Origin of the sequence: Bradyrhizobium sp. 153 (assembly GCF_023073835.1) — a bacterium.
Lineage (GTDB): Bacteria > Pseudomonadota > Alphaproteobacteria > Rhizobiales > Xanthobacteraceae > Bradyrhizobium.
This window is the reverse complement of sequence record NZ_JADPKH010000037.1, coordinates 48216-64101: the sequence shown is the minus strand read 5'-3', so window position 1 is coordinate 64101 and position 15886 is coordinate 48216. Positions and strand designations below refer to the sequence as shown.

General features: G+C 63.8%; 15 protein-coding genes. 11 read left to right on the top strand and 4 right to left on the bottom strand.

Features of this window, described 5'->3' with window-relative positions; genetic code table 11:
- Window positions 1-75: 75 nt before the first annotated feature.
- Complete coding sequence (locus IVA91_RS10115; RefSeq protein ID WP_247281994.1) at window positions 76-744, top strand: MBL fold metallo-hydrolase; 669 nt, start codon at window positions 76-78, stop codon at window positions 742-744.
- Window positions 745-748: 4 nt separating this feature from the next.
- Here IVA91_RS10115 and IVA91_RS10110 read toward each other — a convergent pair whose 3' ends face one another.
- Window positions 749-1135, bottom strand: coding sequence for a helix-turn-helix domain-containing protein (locus IVA91_RS10110; protein WP_247281995.1), 387 nt, complete (start codon window positions 1133-1135; stop codon window positions 749-751).
- Between the two features lie 140 nt (window positions 1136-1275).
- On the opposite strand from IVA91_RS10110, the gene IVA91_RS10105 reads away from it, so the two are divergent.
- Window positions 1276-1578, top strand: coding sequence for a hypothetical protein (locus IVA91_RS10105; protein WP_247281996.1), 303 nt, complete (start codon window positions 1276-1278; stop codon window positions 1576-1578).
- 26 nt (window positions 1579-1604) lie between these two features.
- Here IVA91_RS10105 and IVA91_RS10100 read toward each other — a convergent pair whose 3' ends face one another.
- Entirely contained in the window at window positions 1605-2774 is a 1170-nt protein-coding gene (locus IVA91_RS10100) for a PHB depolymerase family esterase (protein WP_247281997.1), read from the bottom strand.
- A 336-nt stretch (window positions 2775-3110) separates the two neighbouring features.
- Window positions 3111-3440: a hypothetical protein gene (locus IVA91_RS10095; protein ID WP_247282060.1), complete on the bottom strand. Its 330-nt coding sequence runs from the start codon at window positions 3438-3440 to the stop codon at window positions 3111-3113.
- Between IVA91_RS10095 and IVA91_RS10090 the strand changes: the two genes are divergently transcribed.
- Together IVA91_RS10090 and IVA91_RS10085 are read left to right on the top strand one after the other, a co-directional pair.
- Window positions 3384-4619, top strand: a complete 1236-nt coding sequence (locus tag IVA91_RS10090; RefSeq protein ID WP_247281998.1) for an LLM class flavin-dependent oxidoreductase — start codon at window positions 3384-3386, stop codon at window positions 4617-4619. The two genes, IVA91_RS10095 and IVA91_RS10090, sit on opposite strands and share 57 nt — an antisense overlap.
- A 375-nt stretch (window positions 4620-4994) precedes the next feature.
- Window positions 4995-6371, top strand: coding sequence for a cytochrome P450 (locus tag IVA91_RS10085; protein ID WP_247281999.1), 1377 nt, complete (start codon window positions 4995-4997; stop codon window positions 6369-6371).
- Window positions 6372-6581: 210 nt separating this feature from the next.
- Here the strand turns inward: IVA91_RS10085 and IVA91_RS10080 are convergent, their stop codons facing one another.
- Complete coding sequence (locus IVA91_RS10080; protein ID WP_247282000.1) at window positions 6582-7421, bottom strand: glucose 1-dehydrogenase; 840 nt, start codon at window positions 7419-7421, stop codon at window positions 6582-6584.
- 180 nt (window positions 7422-7601) lie between these two features.
- Here IVA91_RS10080 and IVA91_RS10075 point away from each other — a divergent pair, with 180 nt between their 5' ends.
- From IVA91_RS10075 to IVA91_RS10045, 7 genes are all read left to right on the top strand, one after another.
- The gene (locus tag IVA91_RS10075) at window positions 7602-8567 is read left to right on the top strand and encodes a sensor histidine kinase (protein ID WP_247282001.1); all 966 of its coding nucleotides are present in this window, start codon (window positions 7602-7604) and stop codon (window positions 8565-8567) included.
- Between the two features lie 318 nt (window positions 8568-8885).
- Entirely contained in the window at window positions 8886-10619 is a 1734-nt protein-coding gene (locus IVA91_RS10070) for an EAL domain-containing protein (RefSeq protein ID WP_247282002.1), read from the top strand.
- Between the two features lie 240 nt (window positions 10620-10859).
- Window positions 10860-12044, top strand: coding sequence for a substrate-binding domain-containing protein (locus tag IVA91_RS10065; protein WP_247282003.1), 1185 nt, complete (start codon window positions 10860-10862; stop codon window positions 12042-12044).
- Window positions 12045-12216: 172 nt separating this feature from the next.
- On the top strand, window positions 12217-12993 hold the full coding sequence (locus tag IVA91_RS10060) for an ABC transporter ATP-binding protein (RefSeq protein WP_247282004.1): 777 nt from the start codon (window positions 12217-12219) through the stop codon (window positions 12991-12993).
- A complete protein-coding gene (locus tag IVA91_RS10055; RefSeq protein ID WP_247282005.1) occupies window positions 12990-13712 on the top strand; it encodes an ABC transporter ATP-binding protein in 723 nt (240 codons plus the stop codon). Before IVA91_RS10060 ends, IVA91_RS10055 begins: the two co-directional genes overlap by 4 nt.
- The gene (locus IVA91_RS10050; RefSeq protein WP_247282006.1) at window positions 13709-14719 is read left to right on the top strand and encodes a branched-chain amino acid ABC transporter permease; all 1011 of its coding nucleotides are present in this window, start codon (window positions 13709-13711) and stop codon (window positions 14717-14719) included. The genes IVA91_RS10055 and IVA91_RS10050 overlap by 4 nt, the downstream gene beginning before the upstream one ends.
- Complete coding sequence (locus IVA91_RS10045; RefSeq protein WP_247282007.1) at window positions 14716-15801, top strand: branched-chain amino acid ABC transporter permease; 1086 nt, start codon at window positions 14716-14718, stop codon at window positions 15799-15801. The genes IVA91_RS10050 and IVA91_RS10045 overlap by 4 nt, the downstream gene beginning before the upstream one ends.
- Window positions 15802-15886: the final 85 nt, after the last annotated feature.

The window sequence follows — 15886 nt, the reverse complement described above, 5'->3', positions numbered from 1 at the left end:
GTTCCCGGTCTCGTTCCGGCTGTTTGGCCCGAATCTTTTGCTTGGCGGCCTGGCAAAAATCGGCATTGTGAGGCCATGACCGAGCAAAATGACACCAAAGCCAAAGCCGGCGCGATCATCGTGCCCGTGACGCTGTTCGAGCAGAACTGCACCATCATCTGGGACGAGCCCTCCAAAAAGGCCGTGGTGATCGATCCCGGCGGCGACGTGCCGAAGATTCTGGATGCGATCAAGCAGACCGGCGTCACCGTGGAGAAGATCTGGCTGACCCACGGCCATATCGACCATGTCGGCGGCGCGGCCGATCTGCGCGACGCGCTGAAGGTGCCGATCGAGGGCCCGCATGAAACGGACAAGTTCCTGCTCGACAATGTGGTCGAGAGCGGCGCGCGCTTCGGCATGACGGGGGTGCGCAACTTTGCGCCGGACCGCTGGCTCGACGAAGGCGACAGCGTCTCGATCGGCGGCTTGCAGTTCGACATCCTGCACTGCCCCGGCCACTCGCCCGGCAGTGTGGTGTTCTTCAACAAGGACTTGCGTTTTGCGCATGTCGGCGACGTCCTGTTCGCCGGCTCGGTCGGACGCACCGACCTGCCCGGCGGCAGTCACGCCACGCTGATCAATTCGATAAAGACCAAGCTCTTGCCGCTCGGCGATGACGTCGGCTTCATCTGCGGACACGGCGCCGGCTCGAGCATCGGCCAGGAGCGGATGACCAATCCGTTCATCACCGGCGAGATGTAAGGTTCTACTCGGCGGCGTCCGCCAGCGCCGCGGGTTCGCTCAGGTTACGGTCGCCCCATTCCCGGATCGCGGCGACGACCGGCACAAAACTCCTGCCCTTGCGAGTCAGGCGATACTCGACCTTCGGCGGCACCTCGCCAAAATCCTTGCGGTCGATCAGGCCGCTCGCCGTCAGCGCCTTCAATTCGCGGCTGAGCACGCGCGGGGTGATCTCCGCGCTGCCTTCCGTGCCGCGCAGCAGACCGCTCCTGATCTCGCCGTAGCGGCGCGGACCATCCTTCAAATCCCAGACGATGCGCAGCTTGTACTTGCCGCTGATCATCTTCTGAAACGCCGCGACCGGACAGGTGCGCGCCGGGTTCGCTGTTGCCTTCACCAGTGCCTTGGCCATCTCGTCTCCTCCATGCGCATCCAGCTTGCACGAGAATAGGGGCGGCGCCGAAAAAATCCATACTATCAATTTTGTCCATACTTGCAGGATCGCGTGCAAGGCGCAGATGATTGACGCACATGACGAACAGGGAGCGTCACATGAAGCACTTCATGATCAAGTATGAATTCAGGAGCGGCACGACGGAGGCCTGGCACCAGGAGGTCGGCCGTTTCATCAGGGCGATCGACGGCGATCCGGAGCTGAAAGGGCGGATCGGCTATCGTGTCCTGAAGCACCGCGACGACGGCAGCTATATCCACCTCGCCAGCGTCATGGACGATACCGCGCAAAAGACCCTGCAATCGCGCGACTTCTTTCGGGCCTATCAGGAGATGACGCGCAAGGTGGCCGGCGGCGAGGTCACGGTGACGCCGATCGAGATGATTGGCGCAACGGCGTAGTGAGTATCATCTGCCTGCGCGACAAACTACTTCATCAACCCCGCCGCCGTCAGCGCGCGCGTGATGATCCGGCCGAGATCGAAGCTGCGTGTTCTCTCGCGCTTCGGCTCGGCCGGCTTTTCGGCGACAGCGGTCAGGATCGAGCGGGCGAGATGCGGCGCGGGCGTCAGCGCCGGCTTCGATGACTTGGCTTGCGCCTTCTTTGCCGCCTCCGGAATCCAGCCGGTGAGACCGAAGAACTTTGCGATGTGATAGGACGAGGAGATGCCGGCCTCGATCAGGAATGCGCCTTCCATGCCGTAGCGCTGATCGTTGTCGGCGAGACCGAGCGGCGTGCCGTGCGCCATGTCGGTGATGGCGTAGGACTCGACCAGCGTCTCGCCGTCCTTGTTCCACCAGGCCTGACGCGGATAGCCGTCCACAATGGTCTCCGCCATCGGCACCTCGGGCAGATCGTGCAAATCGAGCCATTGCTTGACGATCTCGTTGGCATTGCCGGGGTTGACGGTGCGGTCGGCGCTGCCGTGCCACACCGACACCTTCGGCCAGGGACCACGATGATCAGAGGCGCGGCGCACGAGATCGCCGAGCTCGCGCGCCGGACGCGCCGGGGAATGGAACATGCCGTCCAGCGCCTCGCGCAGGTTCGAGGCAATGCCATAGGGCAAGCCGGCGATCATCGCGCCGGCCGCGAAGACTTCCGGATAGGTCGCGAGCATCACCGACGTCATGCCGCCGCCGGCGGACAGGCCGGTGATGAAGATGCGCTTGGGGTCGATGCGATGCGCTTCCACCATGTGCGCGATCATCTCGCGAATCGAACGCGCCTCGCCGCTGTCCCGTGCGGTGTCTTCCGGATTGAACCAGTTGAAGCAGGTGTTGCCGTTGTTGATGCGCTGCTGCTCGGGCATCAGCAGCGCGAAGCCGTAATGCTTCGCCAGCGTCGACCAGCCGGCGCCGAGATCGTAGCCGGAAGCGGTCTGGCCGCAGCCGTGCAGCACGACGACGAGCGCGCGCGGCTGCTGAAGCTGCGCCGGCACGAACGCGAACATGCGCAAGGTCCCGGGATTGACACCGAAGCCCGTGACCTCTTGCAGTGGGCTGGATGAACCTGCGCTGCGGCCGAGTTCGGCAAAGCGCAGACCGTCCAGCTTTGGCAGACGTCTCAAGAGATCGACATTTCTGGCTAACGACACGGCAACTTCCTGGTGGGCGAGGTTCAACTCCAGCCAAACCAGATAGTTGCTGCATTGCGAAATAAAAAGGCCGTGTGCTGTCAATCCTGCAAAATCGACGGGATTTCCCGTGGAATCTGCGCTCATTAACCGCAATGCCCTGACTTCGTGCCGATGCGGGGCGCATTCACGCCAGAAATGCGGCGCAGATCATGATCAATGTGACAGACAGCCCAAGCGAGATGAGAAATCCTGCGCGCGCTGAAGGCGCGGCTGCCCCAATCGTCGGTGACCAACAGATGCAGGATCGCCGGCACCTGCTCGCACCATCAAGGCGGCGGTCGCGCCCTGCGCCAGCTACCGTCCGAGCATGACGATCTCCTGTGAATGATCAAACGCGATCGCCTTCCGGCGCCAGAGCACGGCATCTACGTTCTTCGTGCCCTGACAAAGGTCGCGGGTGGCCGGGACAAGCCCGGCCGTAAGCGCCTGCACGCAAGAATGGGGGAGGAAAAAGACAGACGCATGCGCGCATTCCGCCATGCGGGACATCGTACGATTGCGTTCGCTTCCGCGAGCACGTAGCCTCGCCGCTTCAACAAACAGAAAATCAAAGCCGGAGAGAACGCCATGGCGCGCCTGAAGTTTGGAGCCTTTCTTGCCCCGCATCATCCGATCGGGGAGCATCCGATGCTCCAGTTCCGGCGCGACCTCGACCTGGTCGAGCAGCTGGATAGCCTCGGTTATGACGAGTTCTGGTGCGGCGAGCATCACTCCTCCGGCTGGGAGATGATCGCATCGCCCGAGATGTTCCTGGCCGCGGCCGGCGAGCGCACCAAGCGGATCAAGCTTGGCACCGGGGTGGTGTCGCTGCCCTATCACCATCCCTTCAACGTCGCCCAGCGCATGGTGCAGCTCGACCATATGACCGGCGGCCGAGCCATCTTCGGCTCCGGCCCGGGCGCGCTGGCGTCCGACGCGCACACGCTGGGCATCGACCCGATGACGCAGCGCGACCGCCAGGACGAGGCGATCGGCGTGATCCGCCGCCTCTTCAACGGCGAGCGCGTCACCGCGAAGAGCGACTGGTTCACCATGAACGACGCCGCGCTCCAGATCCTACCCTTGCAGGAGGAGATGCCGTTCGTGGTGGCCTCGCAGATCTCTCCCTCCGGCATGACGCTCGCCGGAAAATACGGCATCGGCATCATCTCGCTGGGCTCGATGACGACGCAGGGACTGATGTCGCTGCAGCAGCAATGGCAGTTCGCCGAGGACGCGGCGAAAAAACACGGCACCAATGTGAGCCGCGCCGACTGGCGCGTGCTCCTGACCTGGCATATCGCCGAGACACGCGAGCAGGCGCGCCGCGAGGCCGGTGCAGGGCTGATGCGCTGGCACAACGAATATAATGTCGGCACGTTGCAACGTCCGGGCCTCACGGCTTTTTCCTCACCTGATGAGGCCGTGGACAAGACCGCCTTCGTCGAAGGCGCGGCATCCACCATCGGCACGCCCGACGATCTCGTCAAAACCATCAAGAATGTGATGCAAGTGTCCGGCGGCGTCGGCGCCATCATCGGCTTCGTGCATGACTGGGCCAATCCGGAGAATACGCGCCGCAGCTGGGACATGGTCGCGCGCTACGTCGTGCCGGAGATCAACGGCTATATCGACGGTCTTCGCAAGTCGCAAAAATTCGTGATCGAGAATCGCGCGATCTTCGAGCGCGCGGGCCAGGCCGTGATGGCCAAGATCATGGAGAACGAGAAGGCCGCCGAGGCGCTGAAGGTGACTGGCCCCGGCCGTGTCGCGATTCCCGCCGTGAACGCACCGGATTTGCAGAAGGAAGCGGCGAAGCGGTAGGCGCCGATCTGCGCTCCCGCAGGGCTGTCGCATATACTTGGCGGCGCCTGAGCGAGCGCCTCGTGCTTCGAGACGACCGCGGAGCCTGTCATCGGGCCGCGCTTTGCGCGGACCCGGTGGCGGTCTCCTCAGGATCAGGCTAAGCGGCATCGGCGTCCGCCGAATCTGCTGCCGCGCGCTCCGTCCTCATCCTGAGGGCCCACCAAAGGCGGGCGTCTCGAAGGATCGGCCGCAAGGACTGCTCTCAAATGCGATTGTCCCGGCTTCGCCGGGACGACAACGACGCGCGTGTGACGATTTTGTGCGCAAACGACCGCCGTGTCATCGCAATCGGCTGTGCTATGCTGACCGTGTCCGCCAACCGGAGCGATCGTCATGTCGATGCAGAATGTGGCCGCCCCTGCGCTTCAGTTCACTGCGCCCAGGCGCAACGAGCTGACGCACATTCCCGGCGACGAGGGCTGGCCGATCATCGGCAAGACCTTTCAGGTGCTCGCCGACCCCAAGGGCCACGTCGAGGCGAACGGCGCCAAATACGGCCCGGTCTACCGCACGCACATTTTCGGCGAGACCAATGTCGTGCTGCTCGGTCCGGAAGCGAACGAGCTCGTGATGTTCGACCAGCAGAAGCTGTTCTCGTCGACACACGGCTGGAACAGGGTGCTCGGTCTGTTGTTTCCGCGCGGGCTGATGCTGCTCGATTTCGATGAGCACCGCCTGCATCGCAAGGCGCTGTCGGTCGCGTTCAAGTCCGGTCCGATGAAGTCGTATCTGCGCGATCTCGATCGCGGCATTTCCGCGCGCGTCGCGCAGTGGAAGGCCAAGCCCGGCGAGATGCAGCTCTACCCGGCGATGAAGCAGCTCACGCTCGATCTCGCTGCGGCCTCGTTTCTCGGCGCCGACATCGGACCGGAAGTCGACGAGATCAACCGTGCCTTCATCGACATGGTCGCGGCCGCCGTCGCCCCGATCCGCCGCCCCCTGCCGGGCACCCAGATGGCGCGAGGCGTGAAGGGGCGCAAACGCATCGTCGCCTATTTCCGCGAGCAGATTCCGCTGCGACGCGGCAATCATGGCGGCGACGACCTGTTCTCGCAGCTCTGCCGCGCCACCCATGAAGACGGCGCGCTGCTGTCGGAGCAGGACATCGTCGACCATATGAGCTTCCTGATGATGGCGGCGCACGACACGCTGACCTCGTCCCTGACCTCCTTCATCGGCGAGCTCGCGGCAAATCCGGACTGGCAGAACAGGCTGCGGGAGGAGGTCCTCGCGCTGGGGCTCGCTCCGAATGCGCCGAGCAGCTTCGACGATCTGGAAAAGATGCCGCTGTCGGAGATGGCGTTTAAGGAGGCGCTGCGGATCAAGCCGCCGGTACCATCGATGCCGCGCCGCGCGATGCGCGCTTTCACTTTCAAGGGCTTTACGATCCCCGCCGGCACCGCCGTCGGCGTCAATCCGCTCTACACACATCACATGAAGGACATCTGGCCGGAGCCGGACCGCTTCGATCCTCTGCGGTTCACCGAGGAAGCCCAGCGCAACCGCCACCGCTTCGCCTTTGTGCCGTTCGGCGGCGGCGCGCATATGTGCCTCGGCCTGCACTTCGCCTATATGCAGACGAAATGCTTCGCGCGGCATTTTTTGCAGAACATCGAGGTGTCGCTGGAACCGGGCTACAAGCCGGACTGGCAGATGTGGCCGATCCCGAAGCCGCGGGACGGCTTGCAGGTGCGGGTGAAGGCGATTTAGCGCCACACCGTCATTGCGAGCGAAGCGAAGCAATCCAGACTATCTCCGCGGAAACAGGCTGGATTGCTTCGTCGCCCGCGACAAAATTGCTTCGCAATTTGATCGCGGACTCCTCGCAATGACGAGATCGGATTGATAGCTCGCAGCACAAGAAGCGCACTCCCTCTCCCGCAAGCGGGAGAGGTGTTGGAGCCCGCCTCCCGCTCGCCGCTACGCCCCCTGATCGAACGCCTTGCGCAAGGCCACGTAACCCTGTTGCTGCTGGCTCCAGTTGCGGCCGCCGGTCATGGCACCGTCGACGACGAGGTCGTGGCCGTTGATGAAGCTGGACTCGTCGCTCGCCAGGAACACCGCGGCGTGGGCGATGTCATCAGGGAGACCGGCGCGCGGGATCGGCTGCGCGGTCTTGTAGACCTCGCGCATCACCGCCGGCGTCTTCTCGGCTGCGTCGGTCGACAGCCCGAGTGCCTTGCCGAAGATTCCGGTTGCGATCGCGCCGGGCGAGATCGAGTTGACGCGCACGTTTGACTCGCCGAGCTCCATCGCCACGCATTTGGTGAGATGGATCACCGCCGCCTTGGCCGCGCTATAGACCATCGAGGACGAGAACCCGGCGAGACGGCCGGCGATGCTGCCATTGTTGATGATGCTGCCAAAACCCTGCTTCTTCATGTGGGGCGCTGCGTGCTTCATGCCGAGCATGACGCTGCGCACCAGCGTCGCCATCGCCGCGTCGAACCGCTCGACCTCGAGGCCTTCGATGCCCCCGGTCTGCGCCGGACCGCCGGCATTATTGAAGAGGCAATCGATCTTGCCGAATTTGTCCACCGCGAGCGCGATCAGCGCCTGCATCTGCGCTTCGACCGTCACGTCCGTCTGGCGGAAGACGCAAGTCGGCCCGAGCTGCTTCGCCAGCGCCTCGCCTTCGGCGATGCGCCGGCCCGCGATCACAATTTTGGCACCTTCGGCAACGAAGACTTCCGCGGTGCGCAATCCGATCCCGCTCGTCGCGCCGGTGATGATCGCAATCTTGCCGTCCAGCCTGCCCATGTAATGTTCCCGTTTTCGAATGATTTGATTTTCAGATGGCGGACACTGACAGATGACGGCGCCGCGACGGTCACTATTCCCGCCGACCCGTGGCAAGGCAAGCTTTGCTTGCGTGTCCGACATGCGTAACATTCGAACCCATGGCTCGACTTTCGGACGGGCATCGCGACCGGGCTGGGCATGGGGAAGCTGATCGACGAGTTCCGCAAGGGCTGGCAGGGCGTGGCACCGCCATCGCTCGGTCTGAGCATCGCCTTCGCGGTCGCCTGCCTGCTGCTCGCGACGCTGTCGCGCTGGGCTCTCGCCCAGGTGCGGCCAGACGTCTACTTCACCCCGTATTTCCCGGCCGTGTTCTTCGCCGCCGCGTTCGGAGGCTTCCGGATCGGCATCGTGACCGCACTTTTCGGCGGCGTGCTCGGCGTGATCGTCAATTTCGGCGATGCCTCTGCCGACCGCGCCCGGTTTGCGCTGCTGACGCTCTATTGGGTGGTCTGTGCACTCACCATCTGGGGTGTCGAGCACTATCGTACCCTGCTGATCGAGCAGCGCCGGATTTCCAAACGCCTGATCGAGGAAGAAGACTATCGCAAGCTGCTGGTCGACGAGCTCCAGCACCGGCTCAAGAACAAGCTGTCGACGGTGCACGCCGTGCTGCACCAGGTGCTGCACGACCAGCCGCAGGTCTGGGCCCGGATCGATCCGAGGCTGCGGTCGCTGGCCAGCACCGACGATTTGATCTCACGGATCGACAAGGCGGGCTGCGACATCCGCGACCTCCTGATCGCGGAGCTCGGGCCTTACGGCCATGTGCGCTTCACCCTCAACGGCGACCGGCTGTTCCTGCCGCCGAAGCTCGCGGTCACGCTGTCACTGATGTTTCACGAGCTCGCCACCAATGCAGGCAAATATGGCGCGTTCTCTGCACCGCGCGGATTGTTGCAGGTGTCCTGGACGGTCACCGGCGATCGCCTGACCATCACTTGGGATGAGACCGAGGGGCCGAGCATCGGCGAGGTGTCGGCACCGGGCTTCGGCACCAAATTGCTGAAGTCGGCGCTAACCGCCTTCGACGGCAAGACCGAGCTCTCATTCTTGAAAACCGGCCTCCATTGCATCATGCAATGCCGTATCCCCAAGAGCGGCTGACGGACAACAAAGTTCGGTCGATCGGGTCACCTCTCCCCGGAGAGAGAGGTGATCGAGCCCGGGGCTCGCATCGGTTCAGCCAAAGCTCATCGCGCCGCCGGATTGTTACAAGCGAAAGAGAACGCGCGCTCCACTCGCAGTTTCCCTGGGCGCATTGACGCTCTGTTAATGACGATCGGCGGCGCGCGTCGCATGGTCGCAAGTTTCGGCCAAAACACCCCCGTATTTCTTCGGACCCCTTAACCAAACTTAAGAGGGAACCGCGCAAGATCGCGTCCATTGCAAAGGCGCGCTGAAACAACAAGATTCATGACTTCTATGAACGACAATAAATATTTTGGCGCGAGCGAAGCCGAGCTCGGATTTCTCAAGGAAATCGTTAGAATGCTGCCGGCCGGCCTGACCGTGCAGGACGCGCACGGCGAGCTGCTGCTGGTTAACGATGCCGCGGCTGCCCAGCTCGGCATCGACGGCAGCCGTCCCTCGCCCGATCTGTCGCCGCGCCGCGAAGCCTGTCGGCAGGCGCTGAGCGCCGGCCAGCCGGTCGTCACCGAGGAAGCCATTCACAACGGCGCCGCGCGCCAGGTGCTGCTCACGACCCATCGTCCCGTCCGCCTCGCCGGACGCGAGCTCCTGATCTCGGCTTCCTCCGACATCACCGAGCAGAAGAATTTCGAGGACCAGCTGTTCCGCTCGGCCTATTTCGACGAGCTGACCGGGCTGCCCTCGCGGCGCGTGATCGAGCATCACGCCAACGGCCTGCTCGCGCGCGATGGCGGCGAGCGGTTCGCGCTGGCCTTTCTCGACGTCGACAATTTCAAGCACATCAACGACTATTACGGCCACGCAGTCGGCGATGCGCTGCTGGTCGAGCTGTCGAAGCGGCTCGGACGCGACTTGCGCGATTCCGACATGCTCTCGCGCATCTCCGGCGACGAATTCCTGCTGCTGCTGTCGCCGATCCAGAGCCAGGAGGAAGTTGCCGAATTCATGCAATCGACCCTGGAGCGGCTCACCGCGCCGTTCTTCATCGACACTTCGGAAGTCTTCGCCTCCACCTCGGTCGGCATCAGCCTCTACCCCGATCACGGACGCAGCTTCGAGACTCTGCGCCAGAACGCCGACATCGCGATGTACCGCATCAAGAACGATGGCAAGGGGTCGGCGGCTTTCTTCGATTCCAGCATGGAGCGAGAGGCGCTGGCGCGAATGAAGGTTGAGCAGTCGCTACGACTTGCCATCCTGGAGAAGCGCTTCTGCTGCGCGTTCCAATCCAAGGTCGACATCAGGACGCAGGCCGTGACGGGCATCGAGGCCCTGGTGCGCCTGCGTGACGACGAAGGCGTGATCCAGGCGCCCGGCTCGTTCATCAACCTCGCCAGCGAGCTCGGACTGATCGATGAGCTGACCCATCTCGTGCTGGCCGAGATCGTCAAGTCGATCGACCTGATCAACGAGACCTTCGGCGCCGAAGCAACCATCAGCATCAACGTCGCCGCCAAGCAGGCCGGCAACCCCGAGTTCATGCGCAGCTTCGCGCAAGCGCTGGACGACACTGGCTTTCCCAGCCGCTTCATGATCGAAGTAACGGAAGACGCCTTTGTCGCCAAGAATCATTTCCAGGCCGAAATCCTGCCGACGTTCCGCAAGCTCGGCGTCGGCATCTCAATCGACGATTTCGGCATCGGCTATTCCTCGCTCTCGGCGCTCGCCGACATCACTGCCGACGAGATCAAGATCGACCGCTCCTTCATCACCGACATCCATAAGCGTCCGCGCAGCCAGGGCATTTTGCGCGCGATCGAATCCTTGAGCGAAGCGCTCGGCATGACCGTGATTGCCGAGGGCCTCGAATCCTACGAGGAGCTCGCCTATCTCCAGGCCGCGACCAAGATCCGCTACGCGCAGGGCTATTACTTCTCCCGGCCGATCTTCCTGGAGGAGCTGAAGCTCGTAACACCAATCTCCAGCGAAGCGCGCGTCAACATGGTGAGCCGCCCGACGCAGCAGAACCGCCAAGGCTATTCGCGGGCGAGCGGGTACCGGCGATAGGGTTGCCTTTCAGGCAGGTAGATTCAAAGCCTGGTAACCCGATCCTGTGATGATTGCGGCGCACCTGCAAGATCTGCTCTGCCGATTTCCTGGGCAGGCGGCAACCGGCGATCAAGACAAGACGCTGTCACAGCTGTCACACATGGTCTCACGCGCCAGACCACCGTAAGGTGGAATTGCAAAGTTTCTCGGCGTGTGCAAATCGCTGTTGCCAGAAGCTTTAAATCAGGAGGGAATATCGTGCGTCGATCATTTATCATGGCAACAGCCGTCCTCGCGCTCGCCGCGGGCGCGTCCGCACGGGCCGACGATCTCAAGATCGCGCTTATCTATGGCAAGACCGGTCCGCTGGAGGCCTATGCCAAGCAGACCGAGACCGGCCTGCAAATGGGCTTTGAATACGCCACCAAGGGCACCATGACGCTCGACGGCCGCAAGATCGTCGTCATCACCAAGGATGACCAGGGCAAGCCCGATCTCGCCAAGGCCGCCCTCGCGGAAGCCTATCAGGACGACAAGGCCGACATCGCGATCGGCACGACCTCGTCGGCCGCGGCGCTCGCCATTCTTCCCGTCGCCGAGGAGAACAAGAAGATTCTGATCGTCGAGCCTGCGGTCGCGGATCAGATTACCGGCGAGAAGTGGAATCGCTACATCTTCCGGACGGCGCGCAACTCCTCGCAGGACGCGATCTCCAACGCGGTCGCCATCGGCAAGCAGGGCGTCACAGTCGCGACGCTGGCGCAGGACTACGCCTTCGGCCGTGACGGCGTCGCCGCCTTCAAGGAGGCGCTCGCCAAGACGGGCGCGACGCTGGCCGCCGAGGAATACGCGCCGACCTCGACCACCGACTTCACCGCCGTCGGCCAGCGCCTGTTCGACGCGCTGAAGGACAAGCCAGGCCGCAAGGTGATCTGGGTGATCTGGGCCGGCGCGGGCAATCCGCTGGCCAAGCTCCAGGACATGGATCCCAAGCGCTACGGCATCGAGCTGTCGACCGGCGGCAACATCCTGCCGGCGCTCGCCGCCTATAAGGGCCTGCCCGGCATGGAAGGCGCGACCTACTATTTCTACGAAATCCCGAAGAACCCGGTGAACGACTGGCTGGTCGCCGAGCACCAGAAGCGCTTCAAAGCGCCGCCGGACTTCTTCACCGCGGGCGGCTTTGCCGCCGCGATGTCCGTCGTCGCCGCCGTCACCAAGGCGAAGTCGACCGACACCGAGAAGCTGATCACGGCAATGGAAGGCCTGGAATTCGATACGCCGAAGGGCAAGATGGTGTTCCGCAAAGAGGACCATCAGGCGCTCCAGAGCATGTATCACTTCAAGGTCAAGGTCGATCCGAACGTCGCCTGGGCCGTGCTCGAGCCGGTGCGCGAGCTGAAGATCGAGGACATGGACGTGCCGGTCCGCAACAAGCGGTAGGGCGGTGGTGCTTCACCTCTCCCGCTTGCGGGAGAGGCCGGGAGAGGGTTTTTCCTCTTGGGGATTCTCGATTGTCGAAACAGCCCTCTCCCCAGCCCTCCCCCCGCAAGCGGGGGAGGGAGCGCAGCGTGATCGCGGATATATCTCCGTTTCCATCATTCGCCGGACTCCAATGCCGCTGACCCTCGAAACCCGCGACCTCACCATCCGCTTCGGCGGCCATGTCGCGGTCAACAACGTCACCTGCACGTTCCGCCCGGGCGAGCTCACCGCCATCGTCGGGCCGAACGGCGCCGGCAAGACCACCTATTTCAATTTGATCTCGGGTCAGCTGCGCGCATCCAGCGGCAGCATCCTGTTCGACGGCATTGATATCACGGGGCAGTCCGCGCCGATGCGGACGCGCGCAGGCCTCGGGCGTGCCTTCCAGCTCACGAATCTTTTCCCGAACCTCACCGTGGAGGAGAACGTCCGCCTCGCGGTGCAGGCTGCGAACGGCACTCATTACGATATGCTGCGGCCCTGGATGGTCCGCCGCGACCTGATCACCCGCGCAGACGGCATCCTCGACCAGGTCGCGCTCGGCAGCCGGCGCGGCGTCGCCGCGACCGCCCTGTCGCATGGCGACCAGCGCAAGCTCGAGGTGGCGCTGATGATGGCGCTGGAGCCGAAGGTGTTCATGTTCGACGAGCCGACCGCCGGCATGAGCATCGACGAGGTGCCCGTCGTCCTGAACCTGATCGCGCAGCTCAAACAGGACCTAAACAAGATCATCCTGCTCGTCGAGCACAAGATGGACGTGGTGCGCTCGCTCGCCGACCGCATCATCGTGCTGCATAACGGCCAGCTCGTCGCCGACGGCAGGCCTGCCGAAGTGATCGCCTCGCCGATCGTGCAGGAGGCCTATCTCGGCGTGGCGCCCAAGACGGCTGCAGGGAGTGCAGCATGACCGACCTTTTAAGACTCTCCGGCGTGCACACCCATATCGGCCGCTATCACATTCTCCAGGGCATCGATCTCGCGGTTCCGCAGGGGCAGACCACGATGCTGCTCGGCCGCAATGGTGCCGGCAAGACCACGACGCTGCGCACCATCATGGGCCTGTGGCAGGCCTCGCACGGCGAGATCAGCTTCGCCGGGCAGCGGATCGAGCGCCGCGCCACGCCCGACATCGCGCGGCTCGGCGTCGGTTACGTGCCGGAGAGCATGGCCGTGTTTTCCGACCTCACGGTGAAAGAGAATTTGGTCCTGGCGGCGCGCGATGGTCCGCTGGACGATGCCCAGCTCGACTGGATCTTTGGCTTCTTCCCGGCGCTGCGCCGCTTCTGGCTGTCGCGTGCGGGAAGCCTCTCGGGCGGGCAGAAGCAGATGTTGTCGATCGCGCGCGCCATCATCGAGCCGCGCAAGCTTCTCTTGATCGACGAGCCGACCAAGGGCCTCGCGCCTGCCATCGTCATGGCGCTGATCGAGTGCCTGAAGGAAATCAAGCGCAAGGGCGCGACGATCCTGCTGGTCGAACAGAATTTCTTTGCCGCCCGCGAGCTCGGCGACAACGTGCTGGTGATGGACAACGGTACCATCGTCCATCGCGGCGAGATGGCGGCGCTGGCCGCCGACATGCCGCTGCAAGAGCGACTGCTCGGCCTGAGCCTGGAGGCGCATCAGTGACTGAACTCGCCGCAAATGATCCGCTGCCGAAGCCGAAGCGCGACATCGCACCGATCCTGCTGCCGGTCGCGCTCGCGCTTGTCATGATCCCGCTGATCGGCTCGCCCAGCACCTGGCTGACCTTGACCGCCGCCAGCCTCGCCATGGGCATGATGATCTTCATCATGGCTTCCGGTCTAACCCTGGTGTTCGGCCTGATGGACGTGCTCAATTTCGGCCACGGCGCCTTCATCGCGGTCGGCGCCTATGTCGCGACCCTGGTGCTGGCGCCGTTTGCAGCCTCGATCCAGGCCGATTCGCTGTGGGTGAACCTCGCGGTGCTGGCGCCAGCAGCGCTGCTGTCGATGGCCGTGTCCGGCGCGCTCGGCCTGGTCGTCGAGCGCGTGCTGATCCTTCCTGTTTATGGCCAGCATCTGAAGCAGATCCTGATGACGACCGGCGGCCTGATCGTCGCCGAGCAGACGCTGTATGCGCTGTGGGGACCGCAGATCATCCCGATGCCGCTGCCCACCTCGCTGCGCGGCTCCTTCATTCTCGGCGACGTCGCGATCGCCAAATACCGCGTGCTGGCGATGCTGATCGGCCTCGCCGTCTTCATCGCGATCCAGCTCGTGCTCAACCGCACCAAGCTTGGCCTCCTGATCCGCGCCGGCGTCGAGAACCGCGAGATGGTCGAGGCGCTCGGCTATCGTATCCGCCGCCTGTTCCTGGGCGTGTTCATGACGGGATCGGCGCTCGCGGGCCTCGGCGGTGTGATGTGGGCGCTCTATCGCGAGCAGGTCCATGCCTCCATGAGCGACGAGCTCACCGTGCTGATCTTCATCGTCGTCATCATCGGCGGGCTCGGGTCGATCGGCGGCTGCTTCATCGGCGCCATCCTCGTGGCCATGGTTGCCAATTACGGCGGTTTCCTGGTGCCGAAGCTCGCCCTCGTCTCCAACATCCTGCTGATGGTCGCCATTCTGATGTGGCGGCCGCGCGGCCTCTATGCGGTGACCAGCCGATGATGATCCTCTCAGGCGACCCGCCGCGCAGCCGTGTTCTCACGCTTGTTCTCGTCCTCATCATCCTGGCGCTGGCGGCGACGCCATTCCTGTTCCCGGGCGCCAAGGCGCTCAACGTCGCAGCCAAGATCTGCGTCTTCGCCGCCCTTGTCGCATCCTACGACCTGTTGCTCGGCTATACCGGCTCGGTGTCGTTCGCCCACACCATGTTCTACGGCATCGGCAGCTACGCGATCGCGATCGCGCTGTACGGGATGGGCCCGAACTGGGCCGCGGTCGCGACCGGCATCGTCATCGGCCTGCCGCTCGCGGCCCTGTTGGCGCTCGCGATCGGGCTGTTCTCACTGCGGGTGGCCGCGATCTTCTTTGCCATGATCACGCTCGCGGTCGCCTCCGCCTTCCAGGTGCTGGCCTCGCAGCTGTCCTGGCTGACCGGCGGCGAGGATGGACGCAGTTTTCAGCTTCCCGAGCTGCTGCGGCCCGGCACGGTGCTGGTCTCCAAGAACCTGTTCGGCTTCGAGATCAACGGCCGCATCCTCACCTACTACCTGGTATTCGCCATCTCCGCCCTGATGATCCTCGCTTTGCTGCGGGTGGTGAACTCACCGTTCGGACGCGTGCTCCAGGCCATCCGCGAGAACCGTTTTCGCGCCGAGGCGCTGGGCTTCCGCACCGTCTTCCACCTGACCTACGCCAACTGCATCGCCGCATCGGTCGCTGCGAGCGCCGGCATCCTGAATGCGCTGTGGCTGCGCTATGCCGGGCCCGACACCTCCCTCAGCTTCTCGATCATGCTGGACATCCTGCTGATGGTCGTGATCGGCGGCATGGGCACGATCTACGGCGCGATCATCGGGGCTGCCATCTTCATCCTCGCGCAGAACTATTTGCAGTCGCTGATGGGCGTCGCGTCCAAGGCGGCGTCGGAAGCCGGGCTACCGCTGCTGCCGGGGCTGTTGCATCCCGACCGCTGGCTGCTGTGGCTCGGGCTGCTGTTCATCGCCAGCGTGTACTTCTTCCCGACCGGCGTGGTCGGACGGCTGCGCAATGCCGGCGGCGCCAAGAGCGGCAGCGCCTCGCATTAAGCCGCTGTTAGTGATGCAGCGCAGCGGTTCGCTGCACACAGACGCGATCGCGCGACGGGATTAATGCTCAGGTAACTGGCTTTCC

What these genes read in the sequence shown, in the direction of transcription:
- IVA91_RS10115 (WP_247281994.1), top strand. Translation starts at nt 76, where the DNA reads ATGACCGAGCAAAATGACACCAAAGCCAAAGCCGGCGCGATCATCGTG.
- IVA91_RS10110 (WP_247281995.1), bottom strand. Translation starts at nt 1,135, where the DNA reads ATGGCCAAGGCACTGGTGAAGGCAACAGCGAACCCGGCGCGCACCTGT.
- IVA91_RS10105 (WP_247281996.1), top strand. Translation starts at nt 1,276, where the DNA reads ATGAAGCACTTCATGATCAAGTATGAATTCAGGAGCGGCACGACGGAG.
- IVA91_RS10090 (WP_247281998.1), top strand. Translation starts at nt 3,384, where the DNA reads ATGGCGCGCCTGAAGTTTGGAGCCTTTCTTGCCCCGCATCATCCGATC.
- IVA91_RS10095 (WP_247282060.1), bottom strand. Translation starts at nt 3,440, where the DNA reads ATGCTCCCCGATCGGATGATGCGGGGCAAGAAAGGCTCCAAACTTCAG.
- IVA91_RS10085 (WP_247281999.1), top strand. Translation starts at nt 4,995, where the DNA reads ATGTCGATGCAGAATGTGGCCGCCCCTGCGCTTCAGTTCACTGCGCCC.
- IVA91_RS10080 (WP_247282000.1), bottom strand. Translation starts at nt 7,421, where the DNA reads ATGGGCAGGCTGGACGGCAAGATTGCGATCATCACCGGCGCGACGAGC.
- IVA91_RS10075 (WP_247282001.1), top strand. Translation starts at nt 7,602, where the DNA reads ATGGGGAAGCTGATCGACGAGTTCCGCAAGGGCTGGCAGGGCGTGGCA.
- IVA91_RS10070 (WP_247282002.1), top strand. Translation starts at nt 8,886, where the DNA reads ATGAACGACAATAAATATTTTGGCGCGAGCGAAGCCGAGCTCGGATTT.
- IVA91_RS10060 (WP_247282004.1), top strand. Translation starts at nt 12,217, where the DNA reads ATGCCGCTGACCCTCGAAACCCGCGACCTCACCATCCGCTTCGGCGGC.
- IVA91_RS10055 (WP_247282005.1), top strand. Translation starts at nt 12,990, where the DNA reads ATGACCGACCTTTTAAGACTCTCCGGCGTGCACACCCATATCGGCCGC.
- IVA91_RS10045 (WP_247282007.1), top strand. Translation starts at nt 14,716, where the DNA reads ATGATGATCCTCTCAGGCGACCCGCCGCGCAGCCGTGTTCTCACGCTT.